The following is a 21,373-nucleotide window of genomic DNA, read 5'->3' on the forward strand; positions in this document are numbered from 1 at the left end:
CCTTTATTATCTCGTTCTCGTCGCACTGCCTCCCTGGTGCGAGCGAAAGTTTGGGAGACGTGGCCGAGAGGTCGAAGGCACTCCCCTGCTAAGGGAGCATCTGGGCCAAAACCTGGATCGAGGGTTCGAATCCCTCCGTCTCCGCCAAAAGCGGTGACAAAGCCCCGCAAGTTCTCGGACTTGCGGGGCTTTTTCTTTTTCAGCTTGAGGCTCGCCCAATTTCGCGAACCCGCCTCGACGCAGCGGACAAGTTTGCCGCCGTCGATCGGCGCCTGCTAGTCCGGCACACGGATGTTGAACGGCTTGCCGGGTATCCAGGCCCACGTGGCAAGAACCTTCGCCCCTGCCGGCCCGGCAGTCGTCACGTGGACGACACCCGCCGGCATCCGATAACTCTCGCCCGCGTGAACGACCCGCGTGGGTTGACCGTCGACCTGCACCGTGACCTCGCCAGACAGCACGTATGCAACCTCGGGCCCAGTCGCCTTGTGCCGCGGCTTCGAGGCGTTCGGGGGAAACTCGGCAATGCCCATGCCCATCTCGTGATCCGATCCCGGGACGGGAACGCGTTGCAAGACGACGGTGTCCTTGGCCGCGGGTGCCCGATCGGCGGCTTCGGCGAGCCGAGTGCTCGCCAGGGTCAACAAGATAAGAGGAAGGCAGCGATAGATTTTCATGGGACAGTCTCTGGCTAGCATTCGCCGTTGGCGCGTGACGGGAGAATCCGGTATGCGGAGGTCGCTCATCGATCGACCGCGTGCTCGCCGGCAAGGACGATCCCGACCGCTGGCCGGGGAACGAAGGAACGCAGCGAACGTACCGAAGCCACCGGTCGAGCCGGCTTTGCTGCGATCTGCACGGCGAGCGAGGAACTATGCCCACCGTCCGGCCCGTCGACAATCGAGAACATCTTGTCCAAGCCGAAAGAAAATCTTTGGGGAGAATGGAGCAGGTGACGCGTAGGGATATGACGTGGGAATCGTCTGCGAGCGACTTTGTCCGGCTAACCCGGGTCTATCGGCATGCAATGGTCGACGGCTCCCTCACCGCGCGATCACTATCGTGCGATGACCCTGCGCGTAGGGAATTGCTCGAGATATCGGCGTGAGCGGCGGGCCACGTGAAACCGGCAGGCGAGGGCAACGCTTTGCCTGGCTTGCGCTACGCAAAATAGATTGAAATAAAAATGAAAGTATCCGTGTAAGACGGAGAAGGCGGAGCGACCGCTGCACCGCGGAACGTCAGTCATGTCGTTCCAACCCTTTGAAATGATCGGTTGACGTCAAAAATGCGGCGCCGCGTCGATATGCGTCGCGTAGCGCATCGAGCAATACGAAAAATTACTCATAAAAATCAGAGAACTACGCCGGCACCCAAAAATAACGCTCTGCTGCGCTGCAGAAAATAATCAATCGTCTTATGCTGGTTAACCCGATCGCGTTTGAGTGACATCAAGTTTTCCAGCGATGCCGCTTTACATTTAGCCAACATTGGCGATTCACGAAATCTACCTGTCGATTTGATTTCGTTCCTTTCGTCGCGCCTGTCCCCGATGCAACGCGCGACCTCCTCAAGGCCTTGTTGACATGCATGATTTTCCCTTCCTGAGCCTGGCCATCTGGGTTCCGATACTGTTCGGCGCGGGATTGCTGCGCGCCGGTTCCGACCGGCATTCACACCGGATACGACTGATCGCGCTGGTCGGCGCGATTGCCGGGCTTGCGGCCGTCGTCCCGCTGATTGCCGGCTTCGACGCGCATTCGGCGACGATGCAGTTCGTCGAAAGACGCGACTGGCTGGCGGCGTTCAATGCCGGATGGCGGGTCGGCATCGACGGCGCATCGCTGTGGCTCGTCGTGCTGACTGCGTTCACGACGCTCGTGGTGGTGGTGGCGTCGTGGGAGTCGGTCACGGTGCGCGTCGCGCAGTACTACGCGTCGTTCCTGATCCTGTCGGGGCTGATGGTCGGCGTGTTCGTCGCGCAGGACGGACTCCTGTTCTTCATCTTCTTCGAGGCGACGCTGATCCCGCTGTATCTGCTGATCGGCACGTGGGGGCGCGAGCGCCGCGTGTATGCGGCCGTGAAGTTCTTCTTCATCTCGTTCGCCGGCTCGCTGTTGCTGCTGATGGCGATGCTGTACCTGTACGCGCAGTCGCATACGTTCGACATGGCCGTGTGGCGCACGCTGCAGCTCGGCTTCGCGCCGCAGTTGCTGGTGTTCCTCGGTTTCTTCGCCGCGTTCGCGGTCAAGGTGCCGATGTGGCCGGTCCACACGTGGCTGAGCGACGTGTACACGGACGGTCCGACCGGCGCCGCGCTGATGCTCGCGATGCTCAAGCTCGGCGGTTACGGATTCCTGCGCTTCGCGCTGCCGATCACGCCCGACGCGAGCCACTTCTTCGCGCCGGCCGTGATCGCGCTGTCGCTGTTCGCGATCGTCTATGCGAGCCTGATCGCACTCGCGCAGACCGATCTCGGCAAGCTGCTCGCGTATTCGACGGTCGCGCACATGGGGATCGTCACGCTCGGGCTGTTTCTGTTCAACCGGATCGGCGTCGAAGGCGCGATCGTGCAGCTCGTGTCGTACGGCTTCGTGGCGGGCGCGATGCTGTTGTGCGTGAACGTGCTCGTGGATCGCACCCGGCAGCGTGAGATCGCGGCGTATGGCGGCGTGGCGGGCGTGATGCCGCGTTTCGCGACCTTCACGCTGCTGTTCGCGATGGCCAACGTCGGCCTGCCGGGCACGTCGGGGTTCGTCGGCGAGTTCATGGTGATCATGGGCGCGATCCGCTTCAACTTCTGGATCGGCGCGATCGCGGCGCTCACGCTGATCCTCAGCGCGTCGTACACGCTATGGATGCTCAAGCGCGTGGTTTTCGGCAAGGTATCGAGCCAGCGGATCGCGAAGCTCGCCGACTTGAATCGTCGCGAGATCGTGATGTTCGCGTCGCTCGCACTGATCGTGCTGGCAGTCGGCATCGATCCGAAGCCCTTCACCGATGCGATCGATCCGACCGTCGGCAAGCTGATCCAGGAAGCGAGCCGTTCGAAAGTGCCGGCAGGGGACGGCCCCGCGCAGGCGCTGCCGTCGTACATGGCATCGACGCACGACTGATCGCGGCGCACCGAGCCGCGCCGCTCGAGCGGGCCGCATCGCGCGGCGAGCATCGTTGCGCACGCATCGATCGAGGCCCGGCACGGGGCGTGCCGGGCTCGCTCCCGGCTGCGTGAAATTGCCCCGCGACAATGTGACTCACGGCAGATTTTGCAATGATGATTTGCCGCATGCACCGGTTTTTCATCGCACCCGCGCGACGTATGATTCGGCCAATTTCGTGAATCGAATGCGCATCGGGCATACGCAAACGGATTCAATGACCCTCGGGCGGTGTGATGAAAAGAAGCGTTTCAAGGGGCTGGACGGCGCTGATGTCAAGCGGCGCGGCGTTGAGCCTGTCAGGTTGTAATTTAGATGTACTAAATCCGAAAGGAAGCGTCGGCGCCGCCGAAAAGGCGCTGATCGCCACCTCGACGTGGGCGATGCTGATCGTCGTCGTGCCGGTGATCCTGCTCACGCTGTGGTTCGCGTGGCGTTATCGCGCGTCCAATCGCAGTGCCACCTACGCGCCGAACTGGTCGCACTCGACCGCGATCGAGGTCGTGATCTGGACGGTGCCGACGCTGATCATCCTGTTCCTCGGCGTGCTCACGTGGAAGACCACGCACGAGCTCGATCCGTACAAGCCGCTCGAATCGGCGGTGAAGCCGATCGACGTCGAGGTGGTCGCGCTCGACTGGAAGTGGCTGTTCATCTATCCGGAACTCGGCATCGCGTCGGTGAACCAGCTCGCGATTCCGGTCGGCACGCCGGTGAACTTCCGCATCACGTCGGATTCGGTGATGAATTCGTTCTTCATCCCGCAGCTCGGCGGCCAGGTCTACGCGATGGCCGGCATGCAGACGCGCCTTCACCTGATCGCCGACGAGCCCGGCAACTACGCGGGCACGTCCGCCAACTTCAGCGGCCGCGGTTTTTCCGACATGAAGTTCCGCACGCTCGCCGAGCCGCGCGAGCAGTTCGATGCGTGGGTGCAGAAGGTGAAGGCGTCGCCGGACCGGCTCGACGCGACGATGTACGGCGGCGTCGCGCAGCCGAGCGAGAAGGCGCCGGTGCGCTATTTCTCGTCGGTCGACCCGCGGCTCTTCCACAACATCATCGCGAAATACAACGATGGCCACGTCCTCGACCTGAAGGACGCCGCCTGCGGCACGAAGGGGTAACGCATGTTCGGCAAACTCACACTTTCGGCGATCCCGTTCGATCAGCCCATCATCATGGGGGCCGGCGCCTTCATGGGGCTGGTCGTGCTGGGCATTCTCGCCGCGCTGACGATCACCGGCCGGTGGAAATGGCTGTGGACGGAATGGCTGACCACGGTCGACCACAAGAGACTCGGCGTGATGTACATCATCGTCGCGCTGATCATGCTGCTGCGCGGCTTCGCCGACGCGATCATGATGCGCATGCAGCTCGCGCTCGCGTACAACGCGCCCGGCTACCTGCCGCCGCACCACTATGATCAGATCTTCACGGCACACGGCGTGATCATGATCTTCTTCATGGCGATGGTGTTCATGGTCGGCCTGATGAACCTGGTCGTGCCGCTGCAGATCGGTGCGCGCGACGTCGCGTTCCCGTTCATCAACTCGCTGTCGTTCTGGATGACGGCGGTCAGCGCGATCCTGATCAACGTGTCGCTCGTGATCGGCGAGTTCGCGCAGACGGGCTGGCTCGCGTACCCGCCGCTGTCGGAGCTGCAGTTCAGTCCGGGGGTAGGGGTCGACTATTACCTGTGGGCGCTGCAGATCTCCGGCGTCGGCACGCTGCTGACCGGCGTGAATTTCTTCGTGACGATCATCAAGATGCGCGCGCCCGGCATGACGCTGATGAAGATGCCGGTGTTCACGTGGACGGCGCTCTGCACGAACGTGCTGATCATGGCGTCGTTCCCGATCCTGACCGCGACGCTCGCGCTGCTCGGCCTCGATCGGTACCTCGGCATGCACTTCTTCACGAACGACGCCGGCGGCAACGCGATGCTGTATCTGAACCTGATCTGGGCATGGGGTCATCCGGAGGTATACATCCTGATCCTGCCGGCGTTCGGGATCTTCTCGGAAGTCATCGCGACGTTCGCGAAGAAGCCGCTGTTCGGCTACAAGACGATGGTGTACGCGACCTGCGCGATCATGGTGCTGTCGTTCCTCGTGTGGCTGCATCACTTCTTCACGATGGGCTCGGGCGCGAACGTGAATGCGTTCTTCGGGATCATGACGATGATCATCGCGATTCCGACCGGCGTGAAGGTGTTCAACTGGCTGTTCACGATGTACCGCGGCCGGATCGAATTCACGACGCCCGTGCTGTGGACGATCGGCTTCATGGTCACGTTTACGCTCGGCGGCATGACCGGCGTGATGATGGCGATTCCCGGCGCGGACTTCGTGCTGCACAACAGTCTGTTCCTGATCGCGCACTTCCACAACGTGATCATCGGCGGTGTGTTGTTCGGCTATCTCGCGGGCTTCAACTACTGGTTCCCGAAGGCGTTCGGCTTCAAGTTGAACGAGAAGCTCGGCAAGGCCGCCTTCTGGTTCTGGCAGGTCGGCTTCTACGTCGCGTTCGTGCCGCTCTACGTACTCGGCTTCATGGGCATGACGCGCCGCCTGAACCACTACGACAATCCGGCGTGGCATCCGTGGCTGCTGGTTGCCGCGTTCGGCGCCGTGCTGATCGCGATCGGCATCGCGTGCCAGCTGCTGCAACTGGTGGTCAGCATCCGCAACCGCCATCTGCCCGAGTACCGCGACACGACGGGCGACCCGTGGGGCGGCCGTACGCTGGAGTGGGCGACTTCGTCGCCGCCGGCCGACTACAACTTCGCGGTGATCCCGCAGGTGCGCACGCTCGACGCGTATGCGGACATGAAGGCGCGCGGTGAAGGTCGGCCGAACCCGGCGGCGATTCGCGACATCCACATGCCGTCGAATACCTGTGCGGGCCTCGTGATCGCGATCTTCAGCCTGGTGCTCGGCTTCGCGCTGGTATGGCACATCTGGTGGATGGCGATCGGCGGGCTCGTCGGGATCGTCGCGACGCTCGTGATCTACAGCTCGCGCGATAACGACGGCTATTACATCCCTGCGTCGACGGTGCGCAAGACCGAAGACAAGCAGCCGACGAAGCGCCCGGCTGCGCGCGTCGACGACGTGGAACTGGAGGCCAACTGATGTTGCAGAAAACCTTGAGCGCAACCCTGCTCGAGCACGACGACCATCCGCCGTCGCATTCGGTGTTCGGTTTCTGGCTGTACCTGATGACCGACTGCGTGATCTTCGCGGCGCTGTTCGCGACGTTCGCGGTGCTCGGCCACCAGTACGCGGGCGGGCAGACCGCGAAAGAGCTGTTCGACATTCCGGGTGTGGCGGTCGAAACCGCCGCGCTGCTGCTGTCGAGCATCACGTACGGTTTCGCGATGCTGGCGGCGTACAAGCAGCGGCGCGGTGCGCTGCTCGCGTGGCTCGCGGTGACGTTCGTGCTCGGCGCGGCGTTTCTCGCGATGGAACTGCGCGAGTTTTCGCACCTGATCGCGGAGGGCGCGGGCCCGCAGCGCAGCGCGTTTCTGTCGGCGTTCTTCACGCTGGTCGGCACGCACGGGCTGCACGTGACGGCCGGCCTCTTGTGGATGATCGTGCTGGCCGCGCAGATCGTATCGCGCGGCGGCGACCTGACCGATCGCGACCTGCGACGCCTGACGTGCCTGAGCCTGTTCTGGCACTTCCTCGACATCGTGTGGATCTGCGTGTTTTCCTTTGTCTATCTCGCGAGCGTGATCTAAATGGCCCATTCGCATTCGTCTCAACTCGAAGAAGGGCACGGCAGTGTCGGCGGCTACGTCGCCGGTTTCATCCTGTCGGTGCTGCTCACGGCCGCGTCGTTCGGCCTCGTGATGGGCGGCGTGCTGTCGCCGCATGCGTCGCTGGTCGGGCTGGCCGTGCTCGCGTTCGTGCAGATCGTCGTGCACCTCGTGTACTTCCTGCACATGAACGGCTCGTCGGGCCAGCGCTGGAACGTGATGGCGTTCAGCTATACGGTGCTGACCGCGGCGATCCTGATCGTCGGCACGCTTTGGGTGATGCACAACGTCAGCATGAACATGATGTCGCGTTGAGCGGCAGCGTGGCGCGGCGGATCCATATCCGTGCGGATTCGCGAAACAAAGGCGGCACGCACGTGCCGCCTTTTTGTTTTTCCGGCTGTTGCGTTGCGCCGGACGGTGCAGTCAGTGCCGCGCGCCCGCGTCGGCCGTCAGCGCATGCGTGCAGTCGGCGCGGTACTCGGCGGCGAGCCGATGCTTCGCGCCGTCGAGATCGTCGGGGTAGTACGGGCTCGCATGGGCGGGATCGTAGCCGACCTGTTCGAGCTCGGTCAGCTCACGCACGAGGTCCGCACGCGTGACGCCGCGACCTGTGTGCACGAACGGGTACGCGTTGCATTCCTGCGGAGTGAGGTGCGGCCCCGCGAACGCGGCGGTGCTGGCGCATGCGAGCAGCATGCAGGCGACGGTGGTCGACAGTTTCATCCGATGGCTCCTGGTTTCGCGGCCCGATGCCGCATGAGGTCAGCGTAGGCGGACCCTGCCGCAGGGCGGCCGACGCACGGATGAAACATGTTTCATGCGCGCGCGGTGCGATGCAGGATGAAGCTATTTTCATCTGACGTCGCACGGCGACCGCAGCGCTTACGATAGTGGCGGGCGCATCGTGCGCGCCCGTCTTGAAATTGATGGCGAGGGCAACCATGCGAGTACTGACGGTCGAGGACGATGCGGTGACCGCGAACGAAATCGTCGGCGAACTGACCGCACGCGGGTTCGAGGTCGACTGGATCGACAACGGCCGCGAAGGGATGATGCGTGCGATGAGCGCGTCGTACGACGCGATCACGCTCGACCGGATGCTGCCGGGCGCGGACGGCCTCGCGATCGTGACCGCGATGCGCACGGTCGGCATCGATACGCCGGTGCTGATGCTGAGCGCGCTGGGCGACGTCGACGAGCGCATCCGTGGATTGCGCGCGGGCGGCGACGATTACCTGACGAAGCCGTTCGATTCCGGCGAACTGAGCGCGCGCATCGAAGTGCTGCTGCGTCGCCGGCAGGCATCGGGCGTGCCGCAGCAGACGCTGCTGAAGGTCGGCGCGCTCGAGCTCGACCTCATTTCGCGCTGCGCGCGCCGCGGCGCCGACGAGATTCCGCTGCTGCCGACCGAGTTCCGCGTGCTCGAATTCATGATGCGCAACGCGGGCCAGACGATCACGCGCACGATGCTGTTCGAGGCCGTGTGGGGCTATCACTTCGATCCCGGCACCAATCTGATCGACGTTCACATGGGCCGGTTGCGCAAGAAGATCGACCCGCCCGGCGCGGACCCGATGATTCAGACGGTGCGCGGGTCGGGCTACATGCTCGCTTGACGGAGGCGCGAATGGACGCAGCCCGCGCGGCGAACTTCACGCGCCGCTGGCATACGACGACGTTTCGCTGGCTGTGCGCGTACGCGGCGATCTTTTCGGTGTCGCTGCTGCTGCTCGCGGGCGTGATCAGCGTGGCCGCGACGCACACGATGACACGCGATACCGACGAGGTGCTCGCGTGGCAACTGATCTATTTCGATTCGATTCCCGATGCCGCGCTGCCGCTTGCGATCCATCGGCGGCTCGAGCACGAGCACATGCATACGAATTTCTACGGGCTGTTCGATGCGAACGGGCGCCGCGTGGCCGGCGACATCGCGACGCCGCCCACGCTGCGCACGGATCGCCACGGCCGTACGCTGGACCGCACGCTCGCGCTGCTCGACGGCCAATCGGCGCCGATCGCGCGCGCGATGGCCGTGCGCCGCGACAACGGGATGACGTTGGTCGTTGCGCGCGACCTGTCGCACTTCATCCAGATCCGCGACGTCGCGATCCGTGGGCTCGTGGTCGGCGGCGTGATGATCCTGATCGCGGGCATCGCGGGCGGCAGCATGCTCGGCATGCGGCAGATGCGCCGTGTCGCCGCGATCCGGCGCGTCACGCGACAGATCGCCGAAGGCGATCTCGGCAAGCGGCTGCCGGTCGGCCGCTACGACGAACTCGATCTGCTCGCGCATCTCGTGAATCACATGCTCGACGAAGTCGAGCGGCTGATGGGCGAGGTGCGGCATACCTGCGACGGGATCGCGCACGACCTGCGCACGCCGCTCGCACGCGTGCATACGATGCTGGCGCGGCTTGCCGACCAGCCGTTCTGCGCACACGATCCCGCGTCGGCGGCGCTGCTGGCGTCGGCGCGCGACGAAACCGACCGCCTGCTCGAACGTTTTCGCGCGATGCTGCGCATCTCCGAGATCGGGACGCTGAGCCGGCGCGGCGGTTTTGCCGCGGTCGACGTCGCGGCGTTGCTGTGCGACGTGTGCGAGCTTTACGAGCCGTTGGCCGAGGCCGTCGACGTGTCGTTCGAGCTCGATGCGGCCGCGGTCGACGGCATCCATGGCGATCGTGCGCTGCTGTTCGAGGCGTTCAGCAATCTCGCGGACAACGCGATCAAGTTCACGCCGCCGGGCGGCCGCGTGCGCGTCGTGCTCCAGACGACACCGCATGGCCCGCTCGTCCGGTTCGAGGACACCGGGCCCGGCATTGCGCCCGGCGAGCGCAACGCGGTGCTCGAACGCTTCTATCGCGGCGAGCGCACGCGCCATGTGAACGGCTCGGGGCTCGGGTTGAGCATCGTGTCGGCGGTGATGCGCGTGCACGGTTTCGCGTTGCGGATCGGCGATGCCCAGCCGGCCGGTGCGGCGATCACGGTCGAATGCTGGCCGCGTTCGCTCGCGTGACGCGGGAGGGGGCCGATCCATGCGCATCCTGCTGATTGCGCCGCCGACGCCGGACGCGTTGCGGCTCGACAAGGCGTTTCGAGAGAGCATGCACGGCGTCGAGCGCATCGGCGACTGGCGCGACGGCTGTTTCGCGGCGACGCAGGAGCGGTTCGACGCGATCGTGATCGTTGCGACCGACGGTGCCGCCGTGCCGGCGATTCTCGACGGATTGCCGCCGCTCGCCGCGTCGGCCGGCAGCGCGACGATTGCCGCGATCGTCGCCGGCACGACGTCCGCCGAGCGTGCGCAGATCCTCAAGGCCGGCTGCGACGTATGCCTCGCCCATCCGTGCTCGTTCGTCGAATTGCACGAGCGGTTGCACGCGCTGTGGCGCCGCGCGGGCATCGTCGCGATGCGTGAATCGATCCGGCTCGACACGGCGACGCGCGCACTCGACGAGCGTGGCCGGCGGCTCGCGCTCAGCGCACGGGAATTTCGCGTGATCGAATGCCTGCTGCGCGAAGCAGGGCGGCCGGTCGGGCGCGACGCCGTGCTGCGTTACGCGTGGGGCGATGCCGACATCGAACCCGAAACGGTCAATGCGCTGGTCGTCCGGTTGCGGCGCAAGCTGGCCGCGCATGCGTTTTCCGCGCGGATCGAAACGGTTGCGCGATTCGGCTTCCGGTTCGACACGGGCGGATGACGGCTGCGGATATCGCCGCCGGGCTGGAAGAAGATCTTGACTACCCCGAAGCTGCGGAGCGACCTCGACTCGATGCGCGCGGGCTCGGCGGCCAAATCGGCGTCGATTGTTACAAGACGTTAGCGCCGGCTTCCCGTTGCGATGCCGCGCATCAGTTCTTACAAACTTGAAATATGCGGGGACGGCGCTTGCCGTTATAGTCGAATCACACATGACACAACCAGAAGAGGAATCCATGAAGACTTTGCGTGTTGCCTCGCTCCTGACCGGTATGACGGCCTTGCTCGTGTCGGGCGCAGCAATGGCGGGAGTCAATGTCGGGATCAACGTCGGCGTGCCGGCACCGGTCTACGTCGCGCCCGCGCCCGTGTATGCGCCGCCGCCTCCGCCGGTCGTCTATCAGCCGGCGCCTGTCTATGCACCGGCGCCCGTGTACGCGCCGGCGCCGGCGATCGTGATCGGCTGGCACGGCGACCGCTACTGGGACGGCCGCCGCTACTGGGGCCGCGACGAGTGGTATCGTCACCATGGGCGCGGCTGGGGCGGCGATCGCGGCCACTGGGATCACGGCCGCCACAACGGCTGGCGCTGATCGACGACCGGTCGCGCATGCGTGCCGCGTGCGCGACAGTTGTTCGCGAGGAAACCGCCCGTGTGGCGGTTTTCTTTTGGCTCGACGGATTGAATGGGTAGAATCGCTCCACGTTACTACCCTCATTCGACGACAGGGCCTCTATGACGAAGGGTTCGCCCCGGACCGCCGCCGCGCGCGCCTGCGTCGGCGCGCTGCGGGCCGCCGGCCGCGCGGCCGCGGTGCTGGCGTTGCACGCGGCGCTCGCCGCGCCGTCCGCGCACGCGGCCTACGCCATTGCGCAGTACGGCGAGCCGAAGTATCCGCCGGGCTTCAAGCATTTCGACTACGTGAACCCCGACGCACCGAAGGGCGGCACGCTCGTGCTCGCGAATCCGAACCGGATGACGTCGTTCGACAAGTTCAATCCGTTCACGATGCGCGGCAACTCCGCACCCGGAATCGACATGCTGTTCGAGAGCCTCGCGACCGGCAGCTCCGACGAACCGGCGTCCGCATACGGGCTGCTGGCCGACGACATCGACGTCGCGCCGGACCGCCGCTCGGTCACGTTTCACCTGAATCCGCGCGCGCGCTTCTCGAACGGCGATCGCGTCACGGCCGACGACGTCAAGTTTTCGTTCGACACGCTGAAGAGCAAGCAGGCCGCACCGCAGTTCGGCGCGTATTTCGCGGAGATCGCGAAGGCCGTCGTCGTCGATCCGGCGACCGTGCGGTTCGAGTTCCGTAGCGCGAATCGCGAGTTGCCGCTGATCGCCGGCGGCGTGCCCGTGTTCTCGCGCAAGTGGGGATTGCGTGCGGACGGCTTGCGCGTCCCGTTCGACCAGCTCGCGTTCGAGCAGCCGATCGGCAGCGGCCCGTACCTGATCGAGCGCTACGACAACGGCCGCACGATCACCTACCGGCGCAATCCCGCGTACTGGGGCGCCGATCTGCCGGTACGGATCGGCACCAACAACTTCGAGCGGATCGTCTACAAGCTGTACGGCGACGGCGTCGCGCGGCTCGAGGCGTTCAAGGCCGGCGAATACGACGTGCTCGTCGAGTACGTCGCGCGCAACTGGACGCGGCGCGACGTCGGCAAGCGCTTCGACAGCGGCGAACTCGTCAAGCGCGAATTCCGCCAACATAACGGCGCCGGCATGCAGGGCTTCTTCATGAACCTGCGCCGGCCGCTGTTTCGCGACGTGCGCGTGCGCCAGGCGCTCGATCTCGCGTTCGACTTCGAATGGCTGAACCGCCAGTTGTTCTACAGCGCATACACGCGCCTCGACAGCTATTTCGCCGACACCGACCTGCAGGCGACCGGTACGCCGGGCGCCGGCGAGCTGAAGCTGCTGGAGCCGCTGCGCGCGCAGCTCGATCCGGCCGTGTTCGGCCCGATGGTCACGCAGCCGGACACGAATCCGCCAGGCTCGCTGCGCGCGAACCTGCTGAAGGCGCGCGCACTGCTCGAACAGGCCGGCTGGACCTACCGCGACGGCGCGCTGCGCAATGCGAAGGGCGAGCCGTTCGCGTTCGAGATCCTCGACGATGCGGGCGGCGCGATGGAAGGCGTCGTGACCGCCTACCGGCGCAACCTCGCGAAGCTCGGCATCGACGTGCGCTTTCGCACGGCCGATTACGCGCTGCTGCAAAAGCGCCTCGATGCGTTCGACTACGACATGACGACGATCCGACTGCCGGGCGTGCAGGTGCCGGGCGCCGAGCAATACTCGCGTTACGCGAGCAAGTTCGCCGACGAGCCGGGCTCCGACAACTTCATCGGGCTGAAATCGCCGGCCGTCGACGCATTGCTGCATGCGCTCGGCACCGCGCAGACGCGCGAGGAACTGCTCGACGCGACGCACGCGCTCGACCGTGTGCTGATGCACGGCTACTACGCGGTCCCGCAGTGGTACAGCACGACGCACCGCATCGCGTACAAGCGCACACTGGCCTATCCGCAGACGCTGCCGCTGTACTATTCGGCCGAGGGCTGGGTCGTGTCGACCTGGTGGGCGAAGCCCGATCACTGACCCGCGCCGGCCCTTCGTCCAACCCCGCCACCCGATCACGAGTCGACGCCCTATGTGGAGCTACATCCTCAAACGCCTGCTGCTGATGATCCCGACGCTCGTCGGCGTGCTGACGCTCACGTTCGCGGTGATCCAGTTCGTGCCGGGCGGCCCGGTCGAGCAGGCCGTGCAGGAGTTGCGCAAGGGCGCGACGGAACAGGGCGCGACGCCGTTCGGGATGCGCGCGCACACCGGCGTCGACGCGCAGCAGCTCGCGCAGCTCAAGGCGCTGTACGGTTTCGACAAGCCGCCGCTCGAACGCTATTGGTTGATGCTGAAGCGCTTCGCGCGCTTCGATCTCGGCGACAGCTATTTTCGCCACCAGAGCGTGTGGTCGCTGGTCGTGCAGAAGCTGCCCGTGTCGATCAGCATCGGGCTGTGGACGTTCTTCCTCACGTACCTGATCTCGGTGCCGCTCGGCATCGCGAAGGCGGTGCGCAACGGTTCGCCGTTCGACGTCGCGACGAGCCTCGTCGTGCTCGTCGGCTATGCGATCCCGGGCTTCGTGCTCGGCGTGCTGCTGCTCGTGCTGTTCGGCGGCGGCTCGTTCTGGCAGCTCTTTCCGCTGCGCGGCCTCACGTCGGACAACTTCGCGCAACTGTCGCTCGTCGGCAAGGTGCTCGACTACCTGTGGCACATCGCGCTGCCGATCACCGCGTCGGTCGTCGGCAGCTTCGCGGTCGTCACGATGCTCACGAAGAACGCGTTCCTCGACCAGATCCGCCGGCAATACGTGCTGACCGCGCGCGCGAAGGGGCTCTCCGAGCGCAGCGTGCTGTGGAAGCACGTGTTCCGCAATGCGATGCTGCCGCTGATCGTCGGCTTCCCGGCCGCGTTCATCGGTGCGTTCTTCACGGGCAGCCTGCTGATCGAGACGCTGTTCTCGCTCGACGGCCTCGGGCTGCTGTCGTACGAGTCGGTCGTGCGGCGCGACTACCCGGTCGTGCTCGGCACGCTGTACCTGTTCACGCTGATCGGGCTTGCGACCAAGCTGGTTTCCGATCTTTGCTATGTGTGGGTCGATCCGCGCATTCAATTCGACAACCTGGAGCGCTGACATGAAACGAGCCATTCGCATGCCCGGCGCCGGCGGGCGAGGTGCGCGATGAACCGGGCCGTCGCTTCTTCCCGCATCGACGCCGCGCGGGCGCGCGTGTCGCCGTCGCCCGCCCGTCGCGTGTGGCAGCGCTTCAGGCAGCAGCGCCTCGGCTACTGGAGCTTCGTGATCTTCGTCGTGGCCTTTGCCGCGAGTCTCGCGGCGCCGCTGTGGTCGAACGACAAGCCGCTCGTCGTGCGCTACGACGGCCAGACCTATTTCCCGATGTTCCATGCGTACCCGGAGACGACCTTCGGCGGCGATTTCCCGACGCCGGCCGACTATCTCGATCCGTATGTACGCAAGCGGCTCGAGGCGCCCGGCAACTTCGTCGTCTACCCGCCGAATCGCTACTACTACGACACGCTGAACTACTTCTCGACCGTGCCGAACCCGGCGCCGCCGTCGCGCGAGAACTGGCTCGGCACCGATGCGCAGGGCCGCGATCTGCTCGCGCGGCTCGTGTACGGGTTCCGCGTGTCGGTCGAATTCGGGTTGATCCTGACCGTGATCGGCACGCTGCTCGGCATCGCCGCGGGCGCCGTGCAAGGCTTCTTCGGCGGGCGCATCGACATCGTCGGGCAGCGGCTGATCGAGATCTGGAGCTCGCTGCCCGAGCTGTACCTGCTGATCATCTTCGCGTCGATTTTCGAGCCGAGCTTCCTGCTGCTGATCGTGCTGCTGTCGCTGTTCGGCTGGATCGGCCTCGCCGATTACGTGCGCGCGGAATTCCTGCGCAACCGCACGCAGGACTACGTGCGCGCGGCCCGCGCGATGGGGCTCACGAACGGGCAGATCATCTGGCGCCACGTGCTGCCGAACAGTCTCACGCCGGTGATCACGTTCCTGCCGTTCCGGATGAGCGGCTCGATCCTCGCGCTGACGAGCCTCGACTTCCTCGGGCTCGGCGTGCCGCCGCCGACGCCGAGCCTCGGCGAGCTGCTCGCGCAGGGCAAGGGCAACCTCGACGCGTGGTGGATCTCGCTGTCGACGTTCGGCGTGCTGGTCGCGACGCTGCTGCTGCTGACCTTCATGGGCGATGCACTGCGCAACGCGCTCGACACGCGGATCGCCGACTCGATGCGCGCCGCGGGAGGCCAGCGATGAGCGATGCGGTCGTATCGAACGCGGGCGAACCGCTGCTGTCGCTCGAGCATCTGCACGTGCGCTTCGGCGACACGGTGGCCGTCGACGACGTGACGCTCGCGATCGGGCGCGGCGAGCGGGTCGCGCTCGTCGGCGAGTCGGGGTCGGGCAAGAGCGTGACCGCGTTGTCGATCCTGCGGTTGCTGCGCGATGCCGAAGTCGGCGGTGCGATCCGCTTCGCGGGGCAGGATCTGGCAAGCAAGAGCGAGCGCGAGATGCGCGGGCTGCGCGGTTCGGACATCGCGATGATCTTCCAGGAGCCGATGACGGCGTTCAACCCGCTGTATACGATCGGCGTGCAGATCGGGGAGACGATCGTGCTGCACGACGGCGTATCGGCGGTGGAGGCCCGCAAGCGCGCGATCGCGTTGCTCGCGCGCACCGGCATCGCGGAGCCCGAGAAGCGCGTCGACAGCTACCCGCATCAGTTGTCGGGCGGCCAGCGGCAGCGCGCGATGATCGCGATGGCGCTCGCGTGCCGACCGCGCCTGCTGCTGGCCGACGAGCCGACCACCGCGCTCGACGTGACGATCCGCGCGCAGATCGTCGACCTGCTGCTGGAGTTGCAGCGCGACGAAGCGGAAAAACGCGGGATGTCGATCCTGCTGATCACGCACGACCTGAATCTCGTGCGGCACTTCGCGCAGCGCGTCGCGGTGATGGAGCGCGGCCGGCTCGTCGAGAGCGGGCCCGTCGAGCGGATCTTCGCGGCGCCCGAGCATCCGTATACGCAGCGGCTGCTGAACAGTCGGCCGCAACGCGCGGTCACGCCGGTGATGCCGATCGCGCCCGTCGTGCTCGACGCGCGCCACGTGAGCGTACGGTTCGCGCGCAAGCGGCCGGGCTTCGCGGGCTGGTTCGGCACGGTGCCGGTGACGGCCGTCGCGGACGTGTCGGTGTCGGTGCGGCAGGGCGAAACGCTCGGCATCGTCGGCGAATCGGGATCGGGGAAATCGACGCTCGCGATGGCGCTGCTCGGGCTGCAGAAAACGGCCGGCGGCGAGATCGAATTCCAGGGGCGCGCGCTGTCGACCTATCGCGGCCGCGAACAGGCCGCGCTGCGCTCGAACATGCAGGTGGTCTTTCAGGATCCGTTCAGTTCGCTTTCGCCGCGTCACACGATCGAGCGGATCGTCGGCGAGGGGCTCGCGCTGCATCGTCCGGACATGACGCCCGACGCACGCCGCGCGAAGTCGCTCGCGGTGCTGCGCGAAGTCGGCCTCGACCGTACGGTGCTGCACCGTTATCCGCACGAATTCTCGGGCGGCCAGCGCCAGCGGATCGCGATCGCGCGCGCGCTCGTGCTGGAGCCGCGCATCCTGATCCTCGACGAGCCGACGTCGGCGCTCGACGTGTCGATCCAGCAGCAGGTGCTGAAGCTGCTCGCGAATTTGCAACAGAAATACAATCTCGGCTATGTGTTCATCAGCCACGACCTGGAGGTGATCGGCGCGATGGCGCACCGCGTCGCGGTGATGCAGGACGGCGCCGTCGTGGAGTCGGGGGAGGTGTCCGAGATCTTCACCAGACCGTCACATCCTTACACACAAAAGCTGTTGAAAGCGGTCTGGAAAGCGTGATAGGCGTCCAATGGTCTGACCATCTCGATTGTATTTATTAATTTGTTTTGACAAACGATTACGCGCTGGCTAGTATCGACCGAAATTTTCCGCCAATCAGCTGATTTTTAAGCATATTCCATCGACCAATGCAGCATCGATCCCTGACCCAGGCATGCGCGCGCACCATCGCCGGGCTATTCATCGGCGCCCTGTTCGCAGCAGCTCCCGGCGCGTTCGCCGACGAAGTCAGCAGTTTTAACCAGAATGCCACCAATTCGACTCAGTTCGGGTCGGGTGCCTCCCTCCAGCAGGCCAGCGCACAGCCGTCGAGCGGCGGCGCGAAGTCGTTCCTTGCCGGCATGGCAGGCAAGGCGGGCGACGTGGTGGTCGGCGCGCTGAACATGATCGGCGTGCGGTATCGCTGGGGCGGCAACTCGCCGGATTCGGGCCTCGACTGCAGCGGTTTCGTGCGCTACGTGTTCCAGGACACGCTCGGCATGTCGCTGCCGCGTCGCGCGGAAGAAATGAGCCGCGTCGGCGAGAAGGTGAGCATGAGCAACCTGAAGCCGGGCGATCTCGTGTTCTTCAACACGATGCGCCGCACGTTCTCGCACGTCGGCATCTATATCGGCGACAACAAGTTCGTGCATTCGCCGTCGACGGGCAGCACCGTCCGCGTCGACGATCTCGACAGCGGCTACTGGGAAAAGCGTTTCACCGGCGCGCGCCGGATCGAATCGGAATTCCCGATGAAGCCCGAAGACCTGCGTCAGCGCGTGCGCGCGACGATCGGCGACGATTCGGCGAACGGCAACAACTGACGTTTGCCGGGTAGTCGGGCCGGACAATAAAAAACCCTGTCACCGAAAGGCGGCAGGGTTTTTTGTTTTTGGGGCCGGCGCGGACGTCGTGGCGCAAGTCGTTGCGCCGGCTATCGGGAAGCGGTGTGTGCCGCCGCTTCCCGCATGTTGCGGCTTACGCGGCGGCGGCCACGCCACGCGCCGCCGCGAGCTTGCGTTGCAGTTCCGGCATGATGCGCGCGACCGCTTCCTCGCCCGCGAGGATCGCCGCGTTGCGCTGGTTGAAGTCGCTGCCGCCCATCGCCGCGAGGTTCGGGCGAATCACGACGTCCGCATACTTGTCGAGCTCGTAGGTCTTGATCGTCTGGCCCATGATCGTGAAGGTCTGCAGCAGCATCTCGATCGGGTTGTTGGTCGCCGCGCCGTCCGGCCGGGCCGAGATGTCGACCGCGATCACGAAGCTCGCCCCCATCTTGCGTGCGAACGACGCCGGCACCGGGCTCACCAGGCCGCCGTCCACATATTCGCGATTGCCGATCTTCACCGGCTCGAACACCGACGGCACGCTGCACGATGCACGTACCGCGAGCCCGGTATTGCCTTGCTGGAACAGGATCGGCTGGCCGCTTTGCAGGTCCGTCGCGACGATGCCGAGCGGCTTCGCCATCTTCTCGATCGGCCGGTTGTTGAGCGTCTTGTTCAGGAAGTTCTGCAGCGCGACGCCTTGCAGCAGGCCGCGCGAGCGAAACGGCAGCGCCCAGTCGCTGATCGACGCCTGGTCCATGTCGAGCGCGATCTTGTTGATCTGCAGCGCGCTCATGCCGGACGCGTAGAGTGCGCCGACCACCGAGCCCGCGCTCGTCCCGGCGACGATTTCGACCGGAATGCCGCGCGCCTCGAGCGCCTTCAGCACGCCGATGTGCGAGAAGCCGCGCGCGGCGCCGCCGCCGAGCGCGATGCCGATCTTGACGGGTTTCTCCTGCGGCAGGGCCGTGCCGGGGCGGGACTTGTCGCCGAAGGACGTGCAGGCGGCGAGGCTGGCGGACGCGCACGCGATCGTGAAGTGGCGGCGCGACAGGCGAGGGGACGACATCGAATGGTTCTCCGGCGGCTTGGCGGCGGGTTACACGGCCCGCGGCGGCGATAGGTTGCGAGCGGCCGCGCAGCGGGTTCCGTGCGGCCGGCGCCGGGCCGGCTGGCGGCCGCGGCGCGCACATCATAAAGCAAGCGGTGCGCTTGGCGCGATGTCCGGCACGGGTATAATTCCGGCTTCTTTCCCGTTCCGGGCGTCGCCGGCTCCGTTGCTGTCGGGGCAGCCGTCGTCGTCCCGCGTCGAATCATTCATGCGCCCCAGGCGTTCGAGTTACCGTTTATGACCCGTCCTGTCCGTACCCGCTTCGCGCCGAGTCCCACCGGCTTCATCCACCTCGGCAACATCCGCTCCGCACTCTATCCGTGGGCGTTCGCCCGCAAGATGAAAGGCACGTTCGTGCTGCGCATCGAGGATACCGACGTCGAGCGTTCGTCGCAGGAAGCGGTCGATGCGATCCTCGAGGGGATGCAATGGCTCGGGCTGGATTTCGACGAAGGCCCGATCTACCAGATGCAGCGGATGGACCGCTATCGCGAAGTGCTCGCGCAGATGCTCGAGAAGGGCCTCGCGTACCCGTGCTACATGTCGGCCGAGGAACTCGACGCGCTGCGCGAACGCCAGCGCGAAGCCGGCCTGAAGCCGCGCTACGACGGCACATGGCGTCCGGAGCCCGGCAAGGTGCTGCCGGAGCCGCCGGCCGGCGTGAAGCCGGTGCTGCGCTTTCGCAATCCGCTGACGGGCACGGTCGTGTGGGACGACGCTGTGAAGGGGCGTGTCGAGATCTCGAACGAGGAACTCGACGACCTCGTGATCGCGCGCCCGGACGGCACGCCGATCTACAACTTCTGCGTGGTGGTGGACGACATGGACATGGGCATCACGCACGTGATCCGTGGCGACGACCACGTGAACAACACGCCGCGCCAGATCAACATCCTGAATGCGCTCGGCGGCGAGCCGCCCGTCTATGCGCACTTGCCGACCGTGCTGAACGAGCAGGGCGAGAAGATGAGCAAGCGGCATGGCGCGATGAGCGTGATGGCGTACCGCGACGCGGGCTTCCTGCCGGAGGCCGTCGTCAACTATCTCGCGCGGCTCGGCTGGTCGCACGGCGACGCCGAGATCTTCTCGCGCGAGCAGTTCGTCGAATGGTTCGATCTCGAGCATCTCGGCAAGTCGCCCGCGCAGTACGACCACAGCAAGCTGAGCTGGCTGAACGCGCATTACATCAAGGAAGCCGACAACGCACGCCTCGCCGAACTCGCGAAGCCGTTCCTCGACGCGCTCGGCATCGACGACGCGGCGATCGCGACGGGCCCCGCGCTCGACGCGGTGGTCGGCCTGATGAAGGATCGTGCGACGACGGTCAAGGAAATCGCGGAAGGCGCGACGATGTTCTACCGCGTGCCGGCGCCCGACGCCGATGCGCTCGCGCAGCACGTGACCGATGCGGTGCGGCCGGCGCTGGCCGATCTCGTCGCCGCGCTGAAGGCGGCCGACTGGACGAAGGAAGCGGTGTCCGCCGCGTTGAAGGCGACGCTCGCCGCGCACAAGCTGAAGATGCCGCAGCTCGCGATGCCGGTGCGTCTGCTGGTGGCGGGCACGACGCACACGCCGTCGATCGACGCGGTGCTCGTGCTGTTCGGTCGCGACGTCGTGGTGTCGCGCATCGAGGCCGCGCTGGGCTGACGTTGGCGCGCGCGAAGCGGTCCGCGCATGAGCGAGCGGACCGCTTCGCAAAAAATTTCGCGCGAATCGTAAAAAGGGTATTTACAAGTTCGAAATCGGTCCATATAATCTCATTTCTGTTCTGCAAGGGGGTATAGCTCAGCTGGGAGAGCGCTTGCATGGCATGCAAGAGGTCAGCGGTTCGATCCCGCTTACCTCCACCAACAGAACAAGCTGGATTGATTTGCGAAGCGGCGGTAGTAATAAATGCTTCACAAAATGATTCAAAGCAGTTAGAATTTCGGCCTTCGCTGTTGAATGAAAGTAAATAGCGAAAGTCAGACGAATCTGAAAAGATTTTGTCCCCTTCGTCTAGAGGCCTAGGACATCACCCTTTCACGGTGAGTACAGGGGTTCGAATCCCCTAGGGGACGCCAAATTCAGCGGCGTTTCGTAGAAGTGTCGCAGGCTTGCAGGAACGTAACCGACGTCCTGCAGGTTGGGTAAGAAAGCTGGAGCGGTAGTTCAGTCGGTTAGAATACCGGCCTGTCACGCCGGGGGTCGCGGGTTCGAGTCCCGTCCGCTCCGCCAGAACGAAGCCCGTTCAAGACGTTTTTGAGCGGGCTTTTGTATTAAAGATGTAAGCAGTACGTAGTCCCCTTCGTCTAGAGGCCTAGGACATCACCCTTTCACGGTGAGTACAGGGGTTCGAATCCCCTAGGGGACGCCAGATT

19 protein-coding genes and 5 tRNA genes are annotated in these 21,373 nt (G+C 65.3%); 21 read left to right on the plus strand and 3 right to left on the minus strand.

The features are described 5' to 3' along the window. Nucleotides 1-53: 53 nt before the first annotated feature. Nucleotides 54-147 (plus strand) — tRNA-Ser (locus WT24_RS15190). Nucleotides 148-275: 128 nt separating this feature from the next. Here WT24_RS15190 and WT24_RS15195 read toward each other — a convergent pair. Then, nucleotides 276-677: a cupin domain-containing protein gene (locus tag WT24_RS15195; RefSeq protein WP_059506093.1), complete on the minus strand. Its 402-nt coding sequence runs from the start codon at nucleotides 675-677 to the stop codon at nucleotides 276-278. Nucleotides 678-1,586: 909 nt separating this feature from the next. On the opposite strand from WT24_RS15195, the gene WT24_RS15200 reads away from it, so the two are divergent. From WT24_RS15200 to cyoD, 5 genes are all read left to right on the plus strand, one after another. After that, nucleotides 1,587-3,116 carry a NuoM family protein gene (locus WT24_RS15200; protein ID WP_059505824.1) on the plus strand — a complete coding sequence of 510 codons (1,530 nt, stop codon included), beginning with the start codon at nucleotides 1,587-1,589 and terminating at the stop codon, nucleotides 3,114-3,116. A 278-nt stretch (nucleotides 3,117-3,394) separates the two neighbouring features. Next, on the plus strand, nucleotides 3,395-4,282 hold the full coding sequence (gene cyoA / locus WT24_RS15210; protein WP_034207708.1) for a ubiquinol oxidase subunit II: 888 nt from the start codon (nucleotides 3,395-3,397) through the stop codon (nucleotides 4,280-4,282). A gap of 3 nt (nucleotides 4,283-4,285) precedes the next feature. After that, nucleotides 4,286-6,292 (plus strand): cytochrome o ubiquinol oxidase subunit I, encoded by a 2,007-nt coding sequence (gene cyoB / locus WT24_RS15215; RefSeq protein WP_034207707.1) that lies wholly within the window; start codon nucleotides 4,286-4,288, stop codon nucleotides 6,290-6,292. After that, the gene (gene cyoC, locus WT24_RS15220; protein WP_059505830.1) at nucleotides 6,292-6,900 is read left to right on the plus strand and encodes a cytochrome o ubiquinol oxidase subunit III; all 609 of its coding nucleotides are present in this window, start codon (nucleotides 6,292-6,294) and stop codon (nucleotides 6,898-6,900) included. The genes cyoB and cyoC overlap by 1 nt, the downstream gene beginning before the upstream one ends. Continuing rightward, on the plus strand, nucleotides 6,901-7,233 hold the full coding sequence (cyoD, locus tag WT24_RS15225; protein ID WP_034207706.1) for a cytochrome o ubiquinol oxidase subunit IV: 333 nt from the start codon (nucleotides 6,901-6,903) through the stop codon (nucleotides 7,231-7,233). A gap of 111 nt (nucleotides 7,234-7,344) precedes the next feature. Here cyoD and WT24_RS15230 read toward each other — a convergent pair whose 3' ends face one another. After that, nucleotides 7,345-7,644, minus strand: a complete 300-nt coding sequence (locus tag WT24_RS15230; RefSeq protein ID WP_059790524.1) for a DUF4148 domain-containing protein — start codon at nucleotides 7,642-7,644, stop codon at nucleotides 7,345-7,347. 218 nt (nucleotides 7,645-7,862) lie between these two features. Between WT24_RS15230 and WT24_RS15235 the strand changes: the two genes are divergently transcribed. The 10 genes from WT24_RS15235 (at nucleotide 7,863) to WT24_RS15275 (ending at nucleotide 17,899) form a co-directional block, all read left to right on the plus strand. Next, on the plus strand, nucleotides 7,863-8,537 hold the full coding sequence (locus tag WT24_RS15235) for a response regulator transcription factor (protein ID WP_059505831.1): 675 nt from the start codon (nucleotides 7,863-7,865) through the stop codon (nucleotides 8,535-8,537). A gap of 11 nt (nucleotides 8,538-8,548) precedes the next feature. After that, on the plus strand, nucleotides 8,549-9,940 hold the full coding sequence (locus WT24_RS15240) for a HAMP domain-containing sensor histidine kinase (RefSeq protein ID WP_060034487.1): 1,392 nt from the start codon (nucleotides 8,549-8,551) through the stop codon (nucleotides 9,938-9,940). Nucleotides 9,941-9,959: 19 nt separating this feature from the next. Then, entirely contained in the window at nucleotides 9,960-10,625 is a 666-nt protein-coding gene (locus WT24_RS15245; RefSeq protein WP_059790529.1) for a response regulator transcription factor, read from the plus strand. Continuing rightward, entirely contained in the window at nucleotides 10,622-10,795 is a 174-nt protein-coding gene (locus WT24_RS34375; RefSeq protein WP_156441802.1) for a hypothetical protein, read from the plus strand. The genes WT24_RS15245 and WT24_RS34375 overlap by 4 nt, the downstream gene beginning before the upstream one ends. A gap of 65 nt (nucleotides 10,796-10,860) precedes the next feature. After that, nucleotides 10,861-11,217 (plus strand): hypothetical protein, encoded by a 357-nt coding sequence (locus WT24_RS15250; protein WP_027808916.1) that lies wholly within the window; start codon nucleotides 10,861-10,863, stop codon nucleotides 11,215-11,217. A 143-nt stretch (nucleotides 11,218-11,360) separates the two neighbouring features. Beyond that, a complete protein-coding gene (locus WT24_RS15255) occupies nucleotides 11,361-13,235 on the plus strand; it encodes an extracellular solute-binding protein (protein ID WP_060034490.1) in 1,875 nt (624 codons plus the stop codon). Between the two features lie 52 nt (nucleotides 13,236-13,287). After that, complete coding sequence (locus WT24_RS15260; protein WP_034207700.1) at nucleotides 13,288-14,331, plus strand: microcin C ABC transporter permease YejB; 1,044 nt, start codon at nucleotides 13,288-13,290, stop codon at nucleotides 14,329-14,331. A gap of 48 nt (nucleotides 14,332-14,379) precedes the next feature. After that, complete coding sequence (locus WT24_RS15265; RefSeq protein WP_059505839.1) at nucleotides 14,380-15,477, plus strand: ABC transporter permease; 1,098 nt, start codon at nucleotides 14,380-14,382, stop codon at nucleotides 15,475-15,477. Then, on the plus strand, nucleotides 15,474-17,096 hold the full coding sequence (locus tag WT24_RS15270; RefSeq protein ID WP_060034493.1) for an ABC transporter ATP-binding protein: 1,623 nt from the start codon (nucleotides 15,474-15,476) through the stop codon (nucleotides 17,094-17,096). Before WT24_RS15265 ends, WT24_RS15270 begins: the two co-directional genes overlap by 4 nt. A 128-nt stretch (nucleotides 17,097-17,224) precedes the next feature. Further along, complete coding sequence (locus WT24_RS15275; protein WP_059790537.1) at nucleotides 17,225-17,899, plus strand: C40 family peptidase; 675 nt, start codon at nucleotides 17,225-17,227, stop codon at nucleotides 17,897-17,899. 154 nt (nucleotides 17,900-18,053) lie between these two features. On the opposite strand, the gene WT24_RS15280 is transcribed toward WT24_RS15275, so the two are convergent. Then, complete coding sequence (locus WT24_RS15280; protein WP_059790538.1) at nucleotides 18,054-18,971, minus strand: patatin-like phospholipase family protein; 918 nt, start codon at nucleotides 18,969-18,971, stop codon at nucleotides 18,054-18,056. 279 nt (nucleotides 18,972-19,250) lie between these two features. On the opposite strand from WT24_RS15280, the gene gltX reads away from it, so the two are divergent. The 5 genes from gltX (at nucleotide 19,251) to WT24_RS15305 (ending at nucleotide 21,369) form a co-directional block, all read left to right on the plus strand. Then, nucleotides 19,251-20,660, plus strand: a complete 1,410-nt coding sequence (gltX, locus tag WT24_RS15285; RefSeq protein ID WP_060034496.1) for a glutamate--tRNA ligase — start codon at nucleotides 19,251-19,253, stop codon at nucleotides 20,658-20,660. 127 nt (nucleotides 20,661-20,787) lie between these two features. Beyond that, nucleotides 20,788-20,863, plus strand: a tRNA-Ala gene (locus WT24_RS15290). 137 nt (nucleotides 20,864-21,000) lie between these two features. Next, a tRNA-Glu gene (locus WT24_RS15295) sits at nucleotides 21,001-21,076 on the plus strand. Between the two features lie 77 nt (nucleotides 21,077-21,153). After that, nucleotides 21,154-21,230 (plus strand) — tRNA-Asp (locus tag WT24_RS15300). 63 nt (nucleotides 21,231-21,293) lie between these two features. Then, a tRNA-Glu gene (locus WT24_RS15305) sits at nucleotides 21,294-21,369 on the plus strand. Nucleotides 21,370-21,373: the final 4 nt, after the last annotated feature.

This window comes from Burkholderia sp. MSMB1078WGS, from assembly GCF_001528895.1.
GTDB lineage: Bacteria > Pseudomonadota > Gammaproteobacteria > Burkholderiales > Burkholderiaceae > Burkholderia.